This is a genomic window from Acidocella sp. MX-AZ03 (assembly GCF_027626035.1).
Classification (GTDB): Bacteria; Pseudomonadota; Alphaproteobacteria; order Acetobacterales; family Acetobacteraceae; genus Acidocella; species Acidocella facilis.
In genome coordinates this window covers 1,204,150-1,221,336 of the sequence record NZ_CP110774.1, presented here as the reverse complement: position 1 = coordinate 1,221,336, position 17,187 = coordinate 1,204,150, and the positions used below count along the sequence as shown (strand labels likewise).

The following is a 17,187-nucleotide window of genomic DNA, read 5'->3' as shown; positions in this document are numbered from 1 at the left end:
TTATGAAACTCCCGCCCGCTTGGCCATGCTGGGCACCAGGGAAGTGCGCCGCAATTCAAAAAAACCCCGGTTTGGCATCGTTGTACCCTTCCATGCCAAGTCGCCCCATGCTCAGCTCGCTTTACCCTCACCGTTAAACACAGATTACAACGCGGCCGGGCTGGCTCATCCGCGCCTGACAGCGCCCCATATCGATTGAACGAGATCGATTGAACGAACGTGAGGTTTCATGCGCATCCACCTTGGCTACGAGATTATCGTATCTCACCCTCAGCCCACGCCCATGATCGCGCATCTGAGCATCCATGAATCGCGCGTGCCCGACCTCGCCGGGTCTGACAAGCTCGCCATTCATCCGCCGGTATCGGTCAGTCAGTATCGTGATGGGTTCGGCAATAAAGTCTCGCGTTTTGTCGCACCCGCCGGGCAGATCCGGCTGAGCGCGGACATGTTGATCGATGACCCCGGCACGCCAGATCTTTGCGTCCCCGATGCCCGGCAGCACGAGATTTCCGATCTCCCGGACGAGACGCTGCGCTTCGTGCTCGGCTCGCGCTATTGCGAGACCGACAGGATGGTGGAAATCGCCTGGGCGCGGTTTGGCCCAGTGATCGGCGGCTGGAACCGCGTGCAGGCGATCTGCGCCTTCACCCATGAACATATCAAATTCGGCTATCATTTCGCCCGCAACACCCGCACCGCCTTCGAGGCCTATCAGGAGCGCGTCGGCGTCTGCCGGGATTTCGCGCATCTGGCGGTGACACTCTGCCGGTGCATGAACATTCCAGCCCGTTATTGCACCGGCTATCTCGGCGATATCGGCGTGCCGGAAGACCCCGCGCCGATGGATTTCTCCGCCTGGTTCGAGGCGTATATCGGCGGCCAATGGCTGACCTTCGATGCGCGCCACAATATTCCACGGATTGGACGTGTGCTGGTCGCGCGCGGCATGGATGCGGCGGATACCGCCATCACCACCCATTTCGGCGCCCATACGCTGGATGGATTCCGCGTCTGGACGGATGAAGTGCAGGCTTGAAGCTTTCGCCGCCTCTTTGAAAAAAAGCGGCACCAAAAAACCTTTAAAATTTCAAGGCCGTCCGGCCCGGTGATAAGGATGCCCCGCCAGAATGCTCTGCGCCCGGTAGATCTGCTCGGCCAGCATTGGCCGCACCAGCATATGCGGCCAGGTGAGGGTGCCCAGCGAGAGTTTGGCCCCGGCCCGGGCGATCACCGGCGCGTCCAGCCCCTCCGCTCCGCCGATCACGAAGGCCAGTTTTTTGCTCCGCTCCAGCCAGCCGGCCAGCAGCTTCGCCAGCCCCGGCGAATCCGGGGCCGCGCCATCCATATCCAATGCGATCAGAAATTCATCGGCCTTCAGCGCGGCGAGGATGGCCTCGCCCTCGCGGCGCTTGATCTCGGCGGGAGCGCCTTGCCCATCCGCGAACTCCACCAGCCCCATCGCGGGGCGGATGCGTTTCGCGTAACGGGCAAACAGCTCCATCTCCGGCGCCTTCGACGGCGCCTTGCCGATGGCGAGCAGCCTCAAGCCTCGCTATCCGCCTCATCCAGCTCGGCGGACCACATCTTCTCCAGCCCGTAGAGCGTGCGCGCCTCGGGCTTGAACAGATGCACGACGATGTCGCCGGCATCGATCAGCACCCAGTCAGTGCCGGTCGCGCCCTCGGTCAGCGGCTTGCGGAACCCGGCCGCGGCCAGCTTCTCGTAGAGATGCGTCGCCATCGCGGCGATCTGCCGGTCGGCGATGCCGGTGGCGATGATCATGCGGTCGGCGAAGGAGGCGCGGCCGGCCAGATCCAGCGAGACGATATCCTCGGCCTTGTCATCCTCCAGCGTGGTGACGATGACCGCCTGTAGCCTGTCCAGAAATTCCGGGGTGGTCTTCGGCTCGGCCTTCTTGCGCTTCGGCCCGGCGATGGCGGCCTTCTTGCGCGGGTGCCGGGCATGCTGGCAATCGAGTCGGTGACCGTTTCGGCGGCCGGCTTGGCGGCGCGCTTACGCGGGCGGTGGTTTTGGCGCCCCGGCTGGCCGGGGTGCGGGTGGGCGTGCGCGTTATGGCTGCGTTCCTTCTAAAATCCTGCGGCGCAATGCGGTGGCCGAGGCCGCGTTCTCCCGCACGGGCAGGAGAATCCAGGCCGGCGCCCGCATTGTCGCCAGACATAACCCAGCCCGCGCGGGAAGGCGATCTTTTTGGTGGCGCTTTGCCGCGCGCCCGGCCAGCGCCTGGCGGGTGGCGCCGGGGCGGGGGACGACGAGCATCGGCATCGCATGGATGATCTCCTGCCAGTGCCCCCAGCGCGGCAGCTGGATCAGATTATCCGCCCCCATCAGCCAGACGAAGCGCACGCGCGGAAAGCGGCGCTTGAGGCCGCGCAGCGTGTCGCGGGTATAGCGCGTGCCCATGCGGGTCTCGATATCGGTGGCGATGATCCGCCTGCCATCGGCGATCCTGCGGGCACTCGCCACGCGCTCCGCCAGCTTCGCCATGCCGTTCGCCGGCTTCAACGGGTTGCCCGGCGAGACCAGCAGCCAGAGCTGGTCCAGCCCCAGATGCCGCATCGCCTCGCGCGCCACATGCAGATGCCCCTCATGCGCCGGATTGAAGGAGCCACCGAGCAGCCCGATTTTCAGCCGGTGCCGATGGCCATAGGTTGGCGTGTTGAAGGGCAAGGGGCGGGGTTACGGGCGGGTTTGGCCGGTGCCGCGCACCACGTAGCGGAACGTCGTGAGCTGTTCCGGCCCGATCGGCCCGCGCGCATGGATATGGCCGGTGGCGATGCCGATTTCTGCGCCGAAGCCGAACTCGCCGCCATCGCAGAACTGGGTCGAGGCGTTCCACAGCGTTACCGCCGCCGGGCAGCGCGCGAGGTAAGCCTCCGCCACCGCCTCATCCTGGGTGATGATCGCCTCGGTATGCTCGCTGCCATGGGCGCGCACATGCGAAAGCGCGCCCTCCGGCCCGTCGACCACGGCGATGCTGAGGATCGCATCCTGCCATTCGGTGTCGAAATCCTTCTCTTCGGCGGCGGGCAAAGCCGGCAGGATCGCCCGCGCTTGCGCATCCGCCTTGAAGGCGCAGCCCAGCTTGGCGAGGTCTTCCACCAGCACCGGCAGCAGGGAAGGGGCGATGGACGCGTCTATAAGAAGCGTCTCGGTGGCGCCGCAAACGCCGGGCCGGCGCATCTTGGCATTGGCCAGCACGCTGCGCGCCATCTCAGGGTCGGCCGCGGCATGGATGTAAGTATGGTTCAGCCCTTCGGCGTGGGAGAGCACCGGCACCCGCGCCTCGCGCTGCACCAGCTCCACCAGCGTCTTGCCGCCGCGCGGGATGATCAGGTCGATATGCCCGACAGCCCCCAGCATGGCGGCGACGAAGCGCCGGTCGGTCGAGGGCGCCACCTGCACCGCATCCGCCGGCAACCCGGCGGCGCGCAGCCCGGCGGTCACCGCCTGGTGGATCGCCTGGGCGGAGTGAAAACTCTCTGAGCCGCCGCGCAGAATGATGGCATTGCCGGATTTCAGCGCGATGGCGGCGGCATCCGCACCGACATTCGGGCGGCTCTCATAGATCATCCCCAGCACGCCGATCGGCTGGGCGATGCGGGCGATGCGCAAGCCATTCGGGCGGGTCCATTCGGCCAGCATATGGGCCAGCGGGTCGGGCAGATCCGCCACCTCTTCCAGCCCCTTGGCCATCGCCTCCACCCGGGCCGGGTTCAGCAGCAGCCGGTCACCGAACGCGGCCGAGCCTTTATAGGCGGCCATGTCCTTGCCATTCGCTTCCAGGATCGCCGGGGCGGTGGCCCGCAGGACAGAGGCGGCTTCGCGCAAGCCAGCATCGCGCGCGGCGGCTGGGCGCTGCGCCAGGGTAGCTGCGGCGGCACGGGCACGGCGGCCCATCTCCTCCATGGTCTGCGAAAATGTCTCGGACTCAGCGTTCATGGCGCGCATGCTTGCCCAGTCCTGGCGGGAAGATCAACTGCGGGTTACACTGACTTCAGCATGCCTGATCTCCTCGATTCGCTGATGCCCGGGCTCGCATTGCCGCCAGGTCCGGTGCTGCGCACCACGCGTCTCACCCTGCGCCCGCTGCACGGGGGGATGTCGCCGCCTTTCATCGTCTCATCAATGACTGGGACATCTGCCGGCGCGTGCCGGACGCGCCTTTTCCCTACCCCGCCCTCCAGGCGGCGGAATGGGTGCAGGCGGCGGGGGCGGACCGGGCAGCCGGCCGGGCCGAGCAATTCGCCATCACCGATGCAAGCAGTGACGAGCTGCTGGGCTGCGCCGGACTGAAACTCTCCAAGGACCGTAAATCCGCCGAGCTGGGCTACTGGATCGGCCGCGCCCATTGGCGCCAGGGCTACGCGCTGGAGGCGGTGCGCCGGCTCACCGAATGGGCTTTCGCCAGCCTGCCGATCACCCATCTCTCCGCCGTGGTGGCGGCGGATAATGACGGTTCGCTGGCGCTGCTGCGCAATCTCGGCTTCACCAAGACCCATAACGGCCACCGCGTCTTCTCCTGCCGCCCCGGCGAGAAGCTGCCGGTGAAGCATTTTACCCTGGCCCGTGAGCTGCCGCAGGACGCCAAGGCGGCCCCGCCCGAACAGGCGGCGAAAACCTTGCTGGTGGTCGCCGCCGCCTTGATCGACGCGCAAGGGCGCATCCTGCTGGCCCGCCGGCCGGAGGGCAAGAAGATGGCCGGGCTCTGGGAATTCCCCGGCGGCAAGCTGGAGCCGGGCGAGACTCCGGAAGGCGCGCTGGCCCGCGAGCTGCGCGAGGAGCTGGGGCTGGAGACCGACCCGAAGGATTTCGCCCCCTTCGTCTTCGCCTCCCATGCTTATGACAGTTTCCATCTGCTGATGCCGGTGTTTCTCTGCCGGCGCTGGCAGGGCGAGCCGCGCGGCCGCGAGGGGCAGAAACTCGCCTGGGTGGCGCCGCCGGATCTGGCCGAATACCCGATGCCCGCCGCCGACCGTCCACTGATACCGATGTTGAGGGATTTTCTATGAACGACGCACAAGCCGGCAACCCCACCGCCGCCATCCTGATCATCGGCAATGAGATCCTTTCCGGCCGCACCCAGGATGTGAATGTGCAGTTCATCGCCCAGCGCCTGGCCGCCCTGGGCATCAGGCTGCAGGAGGTGCGGGTGGTGCCCGACATTGCCGCCCGCATCATCGGCGCGGTGAACGAGCTTCGCGCCGCCTACACCATGCTGTTCACCACCGGCGGCATCGGCCCGACCCATGACGACATCACCAGCGAATGCATCGCCGCCGCCTTCGGCGTGCCCTGGGAGCTGCATGAGGAAACCGACCAGGAGATGAAGGCCCATATGGGCGAGCGCTACAACGAAGCCCGCCAGCGCATGGCGACGATGCCGCGCGGCGCCGTGCCGATCAAGAACGAAGCCAGCATCGCGCCGGGCTTTACCATGGGCAATGTGCATGTGATGGCCGGGGTGCCGCGGATCATGCAATCCATGATGAAGACGCTGGAAGCCACCCTGCCGCGTGGCGAGGCGATCCAGATGCGCGCCGTGCACGGCATGGGGGTGATGGAAGGCGGCATCGCCGCCGGGCTGGAGGCGATCCAGGAGGCGTTCCCGCAGCTCGATCTCGGCAGCTACCCGTTCAAGCGCGATGGCGGCTGGGGCGTTGCGCTGGTTGCCAAGGGCACCGACCTGCCGGCCATCGAGGCGGCGATTATTCAAGCCACCGACCTGATCCGCGCCCAGGGCGTGGAGCCGGTGCAGGGCGAGCCGGGCTGACGACTGGTCTGGTTGAACCGGGACATCGAGCTTTTTTGCTTTGATCCTCTGATTTTTATTTTGACGTGCAATTTCATGTGTTTATCTTGACGCTGCCGGGTCAACCTCAACATATATTGCTCTGATAAAGCGCCTCATCCTTTTGGCGGCGGCGACTTTGCCGCCTTCGCCTAAATATTTTTACGCAAACGCATTCGCCCGGCAGAGCCGGATAAACCCCATCGCCGCCTGATGCAGCGGCCGGCCGGCGACGGCGGTGAGCAAAATCTGCCGGGTCAGATCCGGCTCCACGAAGTCCCGCGCCGCCAGAGACGGGGAGATCGCCGCACGGTCGGAGAGCAGGGCCACGCCCAGCCCGGCGCGCACCAGCTCCTGCATCTGTCCCAGCCCGGCGCGCAGGCGCTGGGTGCGCAAAGGCGGTTCCGCCAGCCGCGCCAGCGCCTCGCCGAAATTGCCGCATTCATCGCTGAGCAGCAGGGTTTCGCCTGCCAGATCTTCCAGGCCGCACTGGTTTTTGCTGGCAAGCGGATGGGTTTCCGGGCAGATCAGCCGGGGGGTGTCGGTGAAGACCGGCCAGCGATTCAGCCGCTCGGGCAGCGGCGCGTCGGCGGGGAGCAGGGCGCAATCCAGCGCGTCGGCCAGCATCGCATCCACCAGCGTACCGCATGGCGCCTCGGAGAAATGGATTTCGGTGCCGGGCAGCACGCGCAAAATCTCCGCCACCGCGCCGGTGATCGGCGTGGCCGGGATGCCGGGGCCGAGCCCGATGCGCAGGCTGCGCGGGGCCGGGTTCTGATGGGCGCGGGCGAGCGCCTGCGCGGCCTGGGCGGCCTCCACCATCGTCTCGAAATGCGGGCGCATCTCCTGGCCCAAAGCGGTCAGGCGGGTGAGGGTGCGCTCGCGGAAAATCAAGGCGCCGCCAAGCTCTTCCTCAAGCTTCTGGATCGCGCGGGAGAAGGCCGGCTGGGTGACGTTGCAGGCCTCGGCGGCACGCGAGAAATTCAGCGTCTCGCACAAGGCCAGAAAATAGCGGACCTGGGTGAGTTCCATCAGCGCAGGCCCGCCAGCGCGTCCAGAATGGCCTCTGGCTCCGGCCATTTGGTGAAATCCATATCCACGAAGCGCCGGGCGATGCGCCCATCCGGGGTGATGATGAAAATCGCCGGCACTGGCAGGCACCAGGCGGCATTGCCGTGGCGCAGCTCCATATCCAGCCCGGCGGCGATCAGCCCGGCGCGGTAGAGGGGGGGAATCCGGTACACCACCCCGGCCTGCAGCCCGACGCCGAAATCCACATCGCACAGCACGTCCAGCCGGCCGCCATGGCGGGTTTGCAGGGCGGCGGGCAGGGGGCCTGTTTCAGGGGTAAGGGCAAGCAGCGAGGCGCCCATGTCGGCGATGCGCGGCATCGCCTCGGCCAGGGCTTCGAGCATCAGCTTGCAGAAGGGGCACCAGGTGCCGCGGAAAAATCCCAGCACTACCGGCCCGTGGCGTAACCGCCCGTTGAGCGAGACCAGCCCGCCCTGCGCATCCGGCAGCATGAAATCCGGGAAAATGGCCCCTTCGGGCAGGATCAGCTCCGCCATGCCGGCCGCTTCGAGGGTTTCGACAAGCTGCCGATAAGACGCATCCCAGACCGCATTTTCACGCCGGCTTGCGCGCAGACTATCCAGCTTCTGGGTCAGATCGCCGATGGTCGGCCTCCTGGGTGGCGTGGGGTATTATGTATTGAGAGTGACGCCGGAGCGTCAAGAAGACATGGGCGTCCCCATTCCGGCGCCCCACGCCAAGGCGTGAGGCGCTGTGCTGGCGATTACTGGCTGTTGCTGCTGTGGCCCATGCTGTTATTGCCCATGCTGTCATGGCTCATGCCGTTGCCCATGCTGTCCTGGGTTTTGGTCTTGCCCATATCATCATGCTGCATCGCATTATTGCCCATGCTGTCATGGCTCATGGCGTTGTTGCCCATGCTGTCGTGGCTCATGGCGTTATTGCCCATCGTATCATGGCTCATGCCGGTGCTGGTCTGGGCGAGGGCGGCGCCGGCCATGGAAAGGGACATGGCAGCGGCGAAAGCAAGTGAACGCAACATCGAAATTCTCCTGTGGGTGAGGCCGGAAGATCCGGTGCCCCTGAGATGGCCCATTCACGACCGGCTGCGCCAATGCCGTTGAGGCATGAACTCGATGCCTGAATCAACCGCATCCAGGCCGGCATCTATGGCGTATAAGGCTGTACGTTTTCAAAACCGAACGGAGTGCCGGCCATGCGTGCGCGCGTCATCCATCCCTGGCCCTTGCGGCTGACCCACTGGCTCAACGTCATCGCGATGGTGATGATGATTGGCTCCGGCTGGCAGATTTATAATGCCTCGCCCTTGTTCAATTTCAATTTCCCCGTCGGCATCGGCGCCTGGCTGGGGGCGGGCATCGCCTGGCATCTGGCGGCGATGTGGCTGCTGGTGCTCAACGGGCTGATCTATCTGGTCTGGAGCCTGGCCAGCGGGCATTACAGGAAATTCTTCCCCATCCGGCCGCGCGCGGTGCTGGCGGATCTGGGGGCGGCGTTGCGCTTTAACCTCAAGCATGAGCGCGGGGTTTATAATGCCGTGCAGCGCCTGCTGTATCTGGGCGTGCTGCTGGCCGGGCTGCTGGCGGTGCTCTCGGGGCTGTCGATCTGGAAGCCGGTGCAGCTCTGGTTCCTGTGTGATGCCTTTGGCGGGTTTTTCATCGCCCGTTACGTGCATTTCTTCGCGATGACCGGGATCTGCCTGTTCATCCTCATTCATCTTCTGCTGGTGGCGCTGGTGCCGAAAACCTTGCCGCCGATGATCACTGGAGGCCGTCTGCCATGATCCAACGCCGTTCATTGCTGCTGCGTGCCATGGCGCTCGGCGCCGCCGCCCCGCTCGGGGGCTGCAATTACGAGGATCCGGCGCATCCGGACCTCGCCGATAAATTCCTGCATGCGATGTCCGCCTGGAATGACCGGGTGCAGGAGGCTCTGTTCGACCCGCGCACCCTGGCGCCCACCTTCCGGCCGGACCAGATCACCCGGCCGCCGCGCTTCAACGCGTTCTATTCCATCGACCAGGCGCCGGTCGTCGATGCCGCCAGCTATAAGCTGGAGCTGGGCGGGCAGATCCAGAGCAAGACCGGCTGGAGCCTGGCCCAGCTGCGCGCCCTGCCGCAGCATGAGCAGATCACACGCTTCGTCTGCGTCGAAGGCTGGCGGGTGATCGGGCAATGGTCGGGCGTGCGCTTGAGCGATTTCCTGGCGCATGTCGGCGCGGATACCAGCTGCAAATATGTCAGCTTCAAATGCGCCGATGGTTATTACAGCTCGATCGACATGCCCTCCGCCCTGCATCCGCAGACCATCCTGGCGCTGGATTTCCTGGGCCAGCCACTCACCGCGCCGTTCGGCGCGCCGGTGCGGCTGCGCATTCCCATCAAGCTCGGCTTCAAGAACCCGAAATCCATCATCCAGCTCGCCGTCACCAATGTCTATCCGGGCGGCTATTGGGAGGACCAGGGTTATAACTGGTTCAGCGGCTCGTGAGGGCGCATCGTCTGGCGCTGGCCGCCGCCTTCGCGCTGGCCGCGTCGCCGGCCTTTGCCCGTCCGGTGCTGGTGGAGCTGTTCACCTCGCAATCCTGCTCCTCCTGCCCGCCGGCGAATGCGCTGCTGGGCGTGCTGAAGGCGCAGGATAAGGATATTCTGCCGCTGAGCTTCGACGTGACCTATTGGAACGATCTCGGCTGGAAGGATACCGATTCGCTCCCCGGCGCCACGGACCGGCAGGATTGGTATGCCGGCCTGCGCCACAGCACCGAGGTTTATACGCCCGAGGCGGTGGTGGATGGGCAAAGCCAGCTTGTCGGCAGCCATGCGGCGGAGCTGCGCGCGGCGATCAAATCCGCCAAGGCCGCGCCCGCGGGGAATGTGGCGATCGGCATTTCCGGGCAGGATCAGCTCGGCATTTCGGTGGCCGCCGGCAAAGGCACCGGCTCGGTGCTGCTGGTTGGCTATGACGACCAGCACCGTACCCATGTCGGCGCCGGGGAGAATGGCGGGGTGCTGATCACCGAGGTGAATGTGGTGCGCGCCATGGTGCCTCTGGGCGCCTGGTCCGGGGCCGCGTTGCAATTGCGGGCGCCGCGCCCGGTAGGGCAGCATGTCGCGGTGATCCTGCAGGGCGCCGACGGCCATGTGCTGGGGCTGGCGGCGCGCTGATTTGCCCGCCGGAGTCGCTCATCGGGCAAAGAAAAACCCGCCTCATGGCGGGTTTTTCTTTGGGGAGATCCGGGATCAATAAAGGCCGCCCAGAGATTTCTCGACCGTGGAGGGCGTGGCCGGCGTGCCGGGGGCAGCTTGCTGGCCGGGGGCGGTCAGGCTCGGGGCGCCGCTCTGGCTGTTATCCATGCCGCCGCCGAGCAGGCCATTCTGGTTCTGTGCGCCGGGGCTCTGGCCGGGTTTGAAGGCTTCCGTCACCATCTGCCCGTTCGGCTCGGGCACTTGCTGCAGGGTCATCCCGGGCGGGGTGGCGAAATCCAGATCCGGCTGGCCCTTGAGCGCCACCTTCATGAATTCGTTCCAGACCGGGCCGCAGACATTGCCGCCGGTCTCGTTGTTGCCCAGGCTGGTCGGCGTGTCGAAGCCGGTCCAGCAGCCGGTGACGATGCCCGGCGTGTAGCCGATGAACCAGGCATCGTTGAAATCGTTGGTGGTGCCGGTCTTGCCGGCGACAGGCTGGGAAATGCCCTTCACCGCCGGAACACCGGTGCCGCGCAGCACCACGCCCTTCATCATCACCTGCATCTGATAGGCGGAATCCGGATCCGCCACCTGCTGGCCGGTCTGGGTCAGAACCGGGGGCTGGTCGGGGTTGCCATTCACGCAATTGGCGCATTGCTCGCCGGGCGCCTGATAGAGCACCGTGCCATCCGGGTTGGTGACGCTGTCGATCAGGCTGGGTGTGACCATCCGGCCGTAATTATCGATGGTCGCATAGGCGGCGACCATCTTCCACAAGGTCGTGTCGATGGCGCCGATGGCCGACGGGTAATAAGGCGGCATTTTATCGACGATGCCGAAATCCTGGAAGGTTTTGGCGATCGCCGGCAGGCCGATCTGGCGCGCCAGATGCAGCGTCGCCAGGTTGAGCGACTGCTCCAGCGCATGGAAGATCGGCACCGGGCCTTCGAAGGTCAGCTCATAATTGCCGGGGCGATAGACGGTGCCATCCGGCAGGGTCTGCACGAAGGGGCCGTCAAGTACCTGGGCGTCGGGCTGGATGCCCTGTTCCATGGCGGTGAGATAGACCAGCGGCTTCACCGAGGAACCCGGCTGGCGCTGCGCCTGGATGGCCCGGTTGAAGGGGCTGACATTATGGCTCCAGCCGCCGACCATGGCCAGCACCCGGCCGGTGCGCGGATCCATCGAGATCAGCGCCGCCTGGACCAGCGGGATCTGCTCCAGGGACAAAGCGTTGAGGTCGCCGGAGACCATCACCACATCGCCTTCATGCAGCACCTGGGCGGTGGAGCTGGGATGCGCGCCGGGATGGCCGTTCACCAGCGGGCGGGCCCAGCGCATATTGGCGATCGGCAGCGTGCCGATGCCGGGCTTGCCGTCCGCCGGGTCGAGCGTGCCGATGCGCGCGCTGGGGCCGCTGGCGGCGAGGACGATGCCAAGCCGCCAGCCCTCGCGCATGCCTTGCGGGGTGGATTGCTTGGCCAGCAGCTTCTGCCAGTTATCGGCCAGATCCGGCGTCGCGAGATGGTTCACCAGCCCGTGCCAGCCGCCATAGATATGGTCGTAATCCTCCAGCCCGTTGCGCACCGCCGTGGTCGCGGCCTGCTGCAGCGTCGGGTTGAGGCTGGTGCGCACGATCAGCCCGCCGGTATTCACCGCGTCGGCGCCGAATTTCTGCACCAGCTGGGCGCGCACCGCATCGGCGAAATAGCCGCCATTCACCAGATCCTGGCGGGCCTGCCCGGCTTTCGGCAGCAGCGGCTCGGCCTGCGCGGCCGTGGCCTGGTCCTGGGTGATGACGCCATCGGCCAGCATCCGGCCGATGATGAAATTGCGCCGCTGCAGCGAATCGGCGGGGTGGAGGAAGGGGTTGTAGTTGGTCGGCGCCTTCGGCAGTGCCGCCAGCGTCGCCGCCTGGGCGATATCGAGCTGGGAGAGCGGCTTGTCGAAATAGGTCTGCGCGGCGGCGGCGACACCGAAGGAATTCTGCCCGAGATCAACCTCGTTCAGATACAGCGTCAGCACCTGCTGCTTGCTCATCGCCTGGCTGACGCGCATCGCCAGCAGCGCCTCCTTAATCTTGGTGGCGAAGGTGATGTGATTATCCAGCAGCATGTTCTTCACCACCTGCTGGGTGATGGTGGAGGCGCCGATGGGCCGCCGGCCGGAGCCGATCAAGGTGATGTCGGTCAGCCCGGCGCGCACGATCGCCGCCGGATTGATCCCCGGCTCCACCCAGAACAGCCGGTCTTCCGCCGAAATAAAGGCGTTCTGCACGACTTTCGGGATCTGGTCGTAGGACACATAGATGCTGTGCTGCGTGCCCATTTCCGCCAGCAGCTGGAAATTCGAGGTATAGACGCGCGATTCCAAAGGCGGCTTGTAGGTCTTCAGGCTGTCGATGCTGGGCAGGCCGGAGGAGAAATACAGGAAGCCGCCACCCGCCACGACGATACCGGCGATGATGACGACAAATGCCAGTCTATAGACGCTGGAGACGCAGAACGCGAAAATTTTGCCGATCAGGCCGCGGGGCTTGCGGGGCTTCGGCGCGCGCGGGTCCCGGGGCGGTTTTGGCCGTTGCGGGGCCTGCGGGCGGCTCGGGCGCGCCAGCCGCTCGCCGGGCGTGAAATCGTCATTCTGATCGGACATGCGCGGCTCTTAGCACCTTGTTTTATGGCCCGCGAGAGAGCCGAAATGACAGCTTTGCAATTCAGCCGGCCATGCGCCCGCCGGCCGGGCCGGTGAAATAATGGTCCACCGCGCGGGTGAGCTTCGCCACCAGCTGGCGGCGCTGGCGCAGGTCGCGCAGGCGCCGTTCATCCTCTGCATTGCTGAGGCAGCCCATCTCCAGCAGCACGGAGGGGATGGAGGGGTCGCGCAGCACCGCGAAATTGGCGCTGCGCTTGGGGTCGGGCAGCAGCGGGATGTCGCCGGCAAGCGAGCTGGCGATGTCGTTCTGGAAGGTGGCGGAGCCGATCTTGGTGGCGCGTGTTTCCAGGCTGGCCAGGATATTCGCCACTTGCGGGGACACGCCGGAGGGGCCGGCGCTGGGGCCGTCGGCGCTGTTTTCATCCGCCGCCACCGCCGCCGCCAGCCGGTCGGAGGCCTTGTTGGACAAGGTGAACACCGAGGCGCCGCGCAGATCCGATTCGGGCAGATGATCGCAATGCATCGAGAGGAACAGATCCGCCTTATGCGCCAGCGCCAGATTGACGCGCCCCTCCAGCGTGATGAACTCATCGCTGCTGCGGGTCATCGCGACGCGGTAGCGGCCGGTCTCCAGCAAAGCGTGGTGGAATTCCAGCGCCGTGGCCAGGGTAATGGTCTTTTCATAATAGCCGTCGGGGGCGATGGCGCCGGGATCATGCCCGCCATGGCCGGGATCCAGCATGATCAGCGGCTTCTGCATGGCGGCGCGGGCCGGACGGGAGAGGGCGGCAAGCCCGGCGGCGCCGAGTCCCAGGCGCAGAAAGTCACGGCGTGTGGGGTCGCAAATCAGGCACATGCGTGTGGTCCTACCATCCGGCTTTCAGTTTTGGCTATGACTCATTGATAATCAGCCGGTTTTAGCGCGAGAAACGTAACCGCTTTATGTCCGCTTCTGGGTCGGCATGTGGCGCCGCACCAACATCTCACCGATCTGCGGGAGGGGGCTTGCGGAAGTTTTCCGGCTTGGCTATAGGCTCGCCGCATCGGAGTGTAGCTCAGCCTGGTTAGAGTACTGTGTTCGGAACGCAGGGGCCGGAGGTTCGAATCCTCTCACTCCGACCAAATTTTCTCTCAGACATTTTAATCTTTGTTCTTGGTAGAATTTAATTTTCTCCAGGTGCGGTCACGCTTTTCTGGCGTTTTTTTCACGTGCGTGGGCGAAATGATGCTGCGCTGCAGTATAGTGCGTTAAAAATTCCAAAATTCATAAAAAACTTTCCTTGAAGCAATTGCCTCCGAAAAATCTCTGCCCCATAGATGCTCTATTGTACCGGAGCGTATCTGGCGAAAGTTTTATTTTGCCGGTTTGCATGGGATGACATTTTGGAAGGAAACGACATGTCGGGGACCTCGGCTATCGATATCAGGCGGGCGCGTAATGCCGTTGTGGCCGCTTTCTTGGGCTGGACGCTGGATGCGTTCGATTTCTTCATTCTGATCCTCACCCTCGATAACGTCTCCAAGGCGTTCGGCGTCACCATCGGCTCCGTGGCGTTCTCGATCACCCTGACGCTCGGCACCCGCGCCATCGGCGCCTTCGTGTTCGGCCGGCTGGGGGATATTTACGGCCGCAAGCCGATCCTGATGCTGGTGATCGTCCTCTATTCCTTCTTTGAGGCGATGACCGGTTTCGCCTGGTCCTTCGTGTCCTTCATGGTCATCCGCACCTTGTTCGGCATCGCCATGGGCGGCGAATGGGGCCTGGGCTCCTCGCTGGCGATGGAGACGATCCCGGATCGTTGGCGCGGCTGGGTCTCCGGCCTGCTGCAGGCGGGCTATCCGTTCGGCTTCTTCCTGGCCACGCTGCTGTTCGATTTCGGCATGCAGCCGCTGGGCTGGCGCGGCATGTTCTTCGTCGGCGCGCTGCCGGCCCTGCTGGTGCTCTACATCGCCACCCAGGTGGAAGAGAGCCCGGCCTTCGAGGCGATGAAGCATCGCCCGACCAAGGTTTCCATCGGCACGGTTCTGCGCAAGAACATGAAGCTGGTTGTCTATGGCGTGTTGATGATGGCCGCCTTCAACTTCTTCTCCCACGGCACGCAGGACATTTACGTCAAGCTGTTCCTGGGCAAGCAGCTGCACTTCACCCACAGCCAGATGGCCAATGCCGGGCTGATCTTCAATGCCGGCGCGATCATCGGCGGCATCCTGTTCGGGTTCCTGAGCCAGAAAATCGGCCGCCGCTACGCCATCATCGGCGCCTGCTGCGTCTCGCTGCTGGCCCTCTATCCCTGGTCGCATGGTTCGGATTTCACCACCATCGCCATCGCCGCCTTCTTCATGCAGATCGGCGTGCAGGGTGCCTGGGGCGTGGTGCCGGTGCATCTGAACGAGCTCTCTCCGTCCGAAATCCGCGGCACCTTCCCGGGCTTCGTCTATCAGCTGGGCAATTTCGTCGCCTCCTTCAACGCGCCGATCCAGGTTGGCATGGCGATGAGCCATGGCGGGGATTACGGCTATGCGCTGGCGGTGGTCGGCGGTGTCGTCGCCGTGGTGCTGATCCTGCTGATGCTGTTCGGGCCGGAAGCGCGCAACGTCTCGATGACCCACGCGACCCTTCCCGAGTAATCTCGATGCCTTGGGCCGGTTGCGGCCCTTGGCAAGCTGCTTCCGAAAAGGGATGCTTCCGCGAGGGAGCATCCCTTTTTCTTTGTCGGAGGGGCGATGGCGGCTTGGATGAGCAGAGCAGGCCAAGGGTGGTTGCGCGGACCGGCGGGGGTGCGCGCCGGCTGGCGCGGGCTCGCCTATCTGTTGATCGCCCTGGTGCTGGTCGCGGTCGAAATCGCCGGGCTGGCCTGGCTGAAGCCGCCCTGGGTGAGGCCGACGGCGCTGCTCACCCCGCGCATCATCCTGCTCAACGAGGTTTTGCTGCTGGTGCCGATCTATCTCGCCAGCCTGGCCATGGCCCGGGCCGAGGGGCGGGAGGTCGCCGCGTTCGGGCTGCGCCAGCCGCGGCCCGTTCGCGCGCTGGCCGGGGGCTGGCGGCCGGTATCGCCGTGCTTTCACTGCTGATCGGGCTGCTTTGGGGCGGCGGGCTGGCGCGGATCAGCTTGCAGGGGCTGGGGCTGGCGGCGTCTCTGGCCAGCCTGGCGGCGTGGCTTGGCGTCTCACTGCTGGTCGGCGTGACCGAGGAGCTGGGGTTTCGCGGCTATCCTCTGGTCGCGCTGGCGCGCGGCATCGGCTTCTGGCCGGCGGCGCTCCTCACCAGCCTGGTGTTCGCGCTGCTGCATGTCAGCAACGGGGGTGAGAGCGTGTTCGGCATCCTCAACGTGTTCGGCGCCGGGATGATTTTATGCCTCGCCCGTCAGCGCACCGGCGGGCTGTGGTGGCCGATCGGCTTTCACACCGGCTGGGATTTTGCCCAGAACGTGATCTTCGGCACCCATGATAGCGGCCAAGGCTGCGCCGGGGCGCTGCTCAGCACCCTGCCGGTTGGGCCGGCCTGGCTCTCCGGCGGGCTGACCGGCCCGGAGGGCAGCGTGATCGGTCTGGGGTGGAACTTGCTGTTGCGCTGACGATTTTGCGTCTCCTGCCGGCCCGCCGGGATGATTTTGATATGGATCAACGCGGTCCCAGCGGGTAATCATCCCTGCATGAGTTCCTTCGGCAAGATCGCCTCGCTGCGCCACCCGGTCTCCATCAATCTGACCGAGCGCCCGGCCGCTTCCGCCTGTGATGATTGCGGCGCGCGCCATATGGGGCTGTGCGACGCGCTTTCCGATGATGAGCTGGTGTTTCTCTCCCGGGCGGCGCAGCGCGTGACTTTTCAGGCCGGCAAGCTGTTCATGGAAGAGGGCGAGCCGGCGCAGTATTTCTACAACATGAATGCCGGCACGGTGCGGCTGTTCAAGGCGCTGCCGGATGGGCGCCGGCAGATCACCGGCTTTGCCACGGCCGGCCATTTCATCGGGCTGGCGTCGCTGGAAACCAACATGGTCTCGGCCGAGGCGATCGAGACCGTGCAGCTCTGCCGGTTCTCGCGCGCCAATCTGCGCGCCATGTTCACCGAATATCCGGCGCTGGAGCGCAAGCTGCTGGATGTGGCGATGCATGAGCTGGTGCTGAGCCAGCAGCAGATGCTGCTGCTGGGCCGCAAGACCGCGCTGGAACGCATCGCCAGCTTTCTGATCGGCTGGGCGCAGCGCCAGGAGATTTGCGGGGCCGGCAAGCTGCCGCGCCCGGGGGCGAAACTGACCTTGCCGCTCTCGCGCACGGATCTGGCGGATTATCTCGGCCTGACCATCGAAACCGTCTCGCGCTCGCTCAGCCAGCTGAAAAAGGACGGGCTGATCGAGATCCCCAGCATTCACGAGATCATTCTGCAACGGCCGCAAGCCTTGGAAAACATCGCCGAAGCCGCCAATTGACAAGCATCAAGGCGCGCGCAAGCGTCTCCTGCCAGGAATAAGGTAGGCTCTATTCAGG

The 17,187-nt window shown here is 65.2% G+C and carries 19 protein-coding genes and 1 tRNA gene; 11 read left to right on the top strand and 9 right to left on the bottom strand.

Annotated elements, in window-relative coordinates; all coding sequences use genetic code 11:
• Window positions 1-283: 283 nt before the first annotated feature.
• Window positions 284-1,039: a transglutaminase-like domain-containing protein gene (locus GT370_RS06830; protein WP_008492536.1), complete on the top strand. Its 756-nt coding sequence runs from the start codon at window positions 284-286 to the stop codon at window positions 1,037-1,039.
• Window positions 1,040-1,090: 51 nt separating this feature from the next.
• Here GT370_RS06830 and GT370_RS06825 read toward each other — a convergent pair whose 3' ends face one another.
• From GT370_RS06825 to GT370_RS06810, 4 genes are all read right to left on the bottom strand, one after another.
• Window positions 1,091-1,549, bottom strand: a complete 459-nt coding sequence (locus tag GT370_RS06825; RefSeq protein ID WP_008492537.1) for a 23S rRNA (pseudouridine(1915)-N(3))-methyltransferase RlmH — start codon at window positions 1,547-1,549, stop codon at window positions 1,091-1,093.
• The gene (gene rsfS, locus GT370_RS06820; RefSeq protein WP_270184363.1) at window positions 1,546-1,938 is read right to left on the bottom strand and encodes a ribosome silencing factor; all 393 of its coding nucleotides are present in this window, start codon (window positions 1,936-1,938) and stop codon (window positions 1,546-1,548) included. The genes GT370_RS06825 and rsfS overlap by 4 nt, the downstream gene beginning before the upstream one ends.
• A gap of 135 nt (window positions 1,939-2,073) precedes the next feature.
• Window positions 2,074-2,691, bottom strand: a complete 618-nt coding sequence (locus tag GT370_RS06815; RefSeq protein ID WP_008492539.1) for a nicotinate-nucleotide adenylyltransferase — start codon at window positions 2,689-2,691, stop codon at window positions 2,074-2,076.
• Between the two features lie 9 nt (window positions 2,692-2,700).
• Complete coding sequence (locus tag GT370_RS06810; protein WP_008492540.1) at window positions 2,701-3,972, bottom strand: glutamate-5-semialdehyde dehydrogenase; 1,272 nt, start codon at window positions 3,970-3,972, stop codon at window positions 2,701-2,703.
• A gap of 89 nt (window positions 3,973-4,061) precedes the next feature.
• Between GT370_RS06810 and mutT the strand changes: the two genes are divergently transcribed.
• A complete protein-coding gene (mutT, locus tag GT370_RS06805) occupies window positions 4,062-5,033 on the top strand; it encodes an 8-oxo-dGTP diphosphatase MutT (protein WP_333490065.1) in 972 nt (323 codons plus the stop codon).
• Window positions 5,030-5,794, top strand: coding sequence for a competence/damage-inducible protein A (locus GT370_RS06800; RefSeq protein WP_008492542.1), 765 nt, complete (start codon window positions 5,030-5,032; stop codon window positions 5,792-5,794). The genes mutT and GT370_RS06800 overlap by 4 nt, the downstream gene beginning before the upstream one ends.
• Window positions 5,795-5,974: 180 nt before the next feature.
• Here the strand turns inward: GT370_RS06800 and GT370_RS06795 are convergent, their stop codons facing one another.
• From GT370_RS06795 to GT370_RS06785, 3 genes are all read right to left on the bottom strand, one after another.
• Window positions 5,975-6,844 (bottom strand): LysR family transcriptional regulator, encoded by an 870-nt coding sequence (locus GT370_RS06795; protein WP_008492543.1) that lies wholly within the window; start codon window positions 6,842-6,844, stop codon window positions 5,975-5,977.
• Window positions 6,844-7,380 (bottom strand): peroxiredoxin-like family protein, encoded by a 537-nt coding sequence (locus GT370_RS06790; RefSeq protein ID WP_008492544.1) that lies wholly within the window; start codon window positions 7,378-7,380, stop codon window positions 6,844-6,846. Before GT370_RS06790 ends, GT370_RS06795 begins: the two co-directional genes overlap by 1 nt.
• A gap of 227 nt (window positions 7,381-7,607) precedes the next feature.
• Window positions 7,608-7,886 (bottom strand): hypothetical protein, encoded by a 279-nt coding sequence (locus GT370_RS06785; protein WP_008492546.1) that lies wholly within the window; start codon window positions 7,884-7,886, stop codon window positions 7,608-7,610.
• Window positions 7,887-8,060: 174 nt separating this feature from the next.
• Between GT370_RS06785 and GT370_RS06780 the strand changes: the two genes are divergently transcribed.
• Genes GT370_RS06780 through GT370_RS06770 form a run of 3 tightly spaced genes read left to right on the top strand, consistent with a single transcriptional unit; the run spans window position 8,061 to window position 10,029 of the window.
• Window positions 8,061-8,648 carry a cytochrome b/b6 domain-containing protein gene (locus GT370_RS06780; RefSeq protein ID WP_008492547.1) on the top strand — a complete coding sequence of 196 codons (588 nt, stop codon included), beginning with the start codon at window positions 8,061-8,063 and terminating at the stop codon, window positions 8,646-8,648.
• Window positions 8,645-9,355, top strand: coding sequence for a molybdopterin-dependent oxidoreductase (locus GT370_RS06775; RefSeq protein ID WP_008492548.1), 711 nt, complete (start codon window positions 8,645-8,647; stop codon window positions 9,353-9,355). Before GT370_RS06780 ends, GT370_RS06775 begins: the two co-directional genes overlap by 4 nt.
• A complete protein-coding gene (locus tag GT370_RS06770; RefSeq protein WP_008492549.1) occupies window positions 9,352-10,029 on the top strand; it encodes a DUF1223 domain-containing protein in 678 nt (225 codons plus the stop codon). Before GT370_RS06775 ends, GT370_RS06770 begins: the two co-directional genes overlap by 4 nt.
• A gap of 75 nt (window positions 10,030-10,104) precedes the next feature.
• On the opposite strand, the gene GT370_RS06765 is transcribed toward GT370_RS06770, so the two are convergent.
• Both GT370_RS06765 and GT370_RS06760 read right to left on the bottom strand, forming a co-directional pair.
• Complete coding sequence (locus tag GT370_RS06765; RefSeq protein WP_008492550.1) at window positions 10,105-12,702, bottom strand: penicillin-binding protein 1A; 2,598 nt, start codon at window positions 12,700-12,702, stop codon at window positions 10,105-10,107.
• 61 nt (window positions 12,703-12,763) lie between these two features.
• Window positions 12,764-13,558, bottom strand: coding sequence for an N-acetylmuramoyl-L-alanine amidase family protein (locus tag GT370_RS06760; protein ID WP_008492551.1), 795 nt, complete (start codon window positions 13,556-13,558; stop codon window positions 12,764-12,766).
• A 188-nt stretch (window positions 13,559-13,746) separates the two neighbouring features.
• Between GT370_RS06760 and GT370_RS06755 the strand changes: the two genes are divergently transcribed.
• From GT370_RS06755 to GT370_RS06735, 5 genes are all read left to right on the top strand, one after another.
• Window positions 13,747-13,824, top strand: a tRNA-Pro gene (locus tag GT370_RS06755).
• A 276-nt stretch (window positions 13,825-14,100) separates the two neighbouring features.
• Window positions 14,101-15,330, top strand: a complete 1,230-nt coding sequence (locus GT370_RS06750; protein WP_008492552.1) for an MFS transporter — start codon at window positions 14,101-14,103, stop codon at window positions 15,328-15,330.
• 108 nt (window positions 15,331-15,438) lie between these two features.
• Window positions 15,439-15,774, top strand: a complete 336-nt coding sequence (locus GT370_RS06745; RefSeq protein ID WP_270184107.1) for a hypothetical protein — start codon at window positions 15,439-15,441, stop codon at window positions 15,772-15,774.
• A complete protein-coding gene (locus GT370_RS06740; protein ID WP_270184106.1) occupies window positions 15,759-16,277 on the top strand; it encodes a CPBP family intramembrane glutamic endopeptidase in 519 nt (172 codons plus the stop codon). The genes GT370_RS06745 and GT370_RS06740 overlap by 16 nt, the downstream gene beginning before the upstream one ends.
• A 78-nt stretch (window positions 16,278-16,355) precedes the next feature.
• On the top strand, window positions 16,356-17,129 hold the full coding sequence (locus GT370_RS06735; protein ID WP_008492554.1) for a Crp/Fnr family transcriptional regulator: 774 nt from the start codon (window positions 16,356-16,358) through the stop codon (window positions 17,127-17,129).
• Window positions 17,130-17,187: the final 58 nt, after the last annotated feature.

Excerpts from the sequence above, each read along its gene's own strand:
- GT370_RS06780 (WP_008492547.1), top strand. The coding sequence starts at position 8,061 with ATGCGTGCGCGCGTCATCCATCCCTGGCCCTTGCGGCTGACCCACTGG.
- GT370_RS06810 (WP_008492540.1), bottom strand. The coding sequence starts at position 3,972 with ATGCGCGCCATGAACGCTGAGTCCGAGACATTTTCGCAGACCATGGAG.
- GT370_RS06795 (WP_008492543.1), bottom strand. The coding sequence starts at position 6,844 with ATGGAACTCACCCAGGTCCGCTATTTTCTGGCCTTGTGCGAGACGCTG.
- GT370_RS06735 (WP_008492554.1), top strand. The coding sequence starts at position 16,356 with ATGAGTTCCTTCGGCAAGATCGCCTCGCTGCGCCACCCGGTCTCCATC.
- GT370_RS06745 (WP_270184107.1), top strand. The coding sequence starts at position 15,439 with ATGAGCAGAGCAGGCCAAGGGTGGTTGCGCGGACCGGCGGGGGTGCGC.
- GT370_RS06775 (WP_008492548.1), top strand. The coding sequence starts at position 8,645 with ATGATCCAACGCCGTTCATTGCTGCTGCGTGCCATGGCGCTCGGCGCC.
- GT370_RS06750 (WP_008492552.1), top strand. The coding sequence starts at position 14,101 with ATGTCGGGGACCTCGGCTATCGATATCAGGCGGGCGCGTAATGCCGTT.
- GT370_RS06785 (WP_008492546.1), bottom strand. The coding sequence starts at position 7,886 with ATGTTGCGTTCACTTGCTTTCGCCGCTGCCATGTCCCTTTCCATGGCC.
- GT370_RS06765 (WP_008492550.1), bottom strand. The coding sequence starts at position 12,702 with ATGTCCGATCAGAATGACGATTTCACGCCCGGCGAGCGGCTGGCGCGC.
- GT370_RS06830 (WP_008492536.1), top strand. The coding sequence starts at position 284 with ATGATCGCGCATCTGAGCATCCATGAATCGCGCGTGCCCGACCTCGCC.
- GT370_RS06790 (WP_008492544.1), bottom strand. The coding sequence starts at position 7,380 with ATGGCGGAGCTGATCCTGCCCGAAGGGGCCATTTTCCCGGATTTCATG.
- GT370_RS06760 (WP_008492551.1), bottom strand. The coding sequence starts at position 13,558 with ATGTGCCTGATTTGCGACCCCACACGCCGTGACTTTCTGCGCCTGGGA.
- GT370_RS06800 (WP_008492542.1), top strand. The coding sequence starts at position 5,030 with ATGAACGACGCACAAGCCGGCAACCCCACCGCCGCCATCCTGATCATC.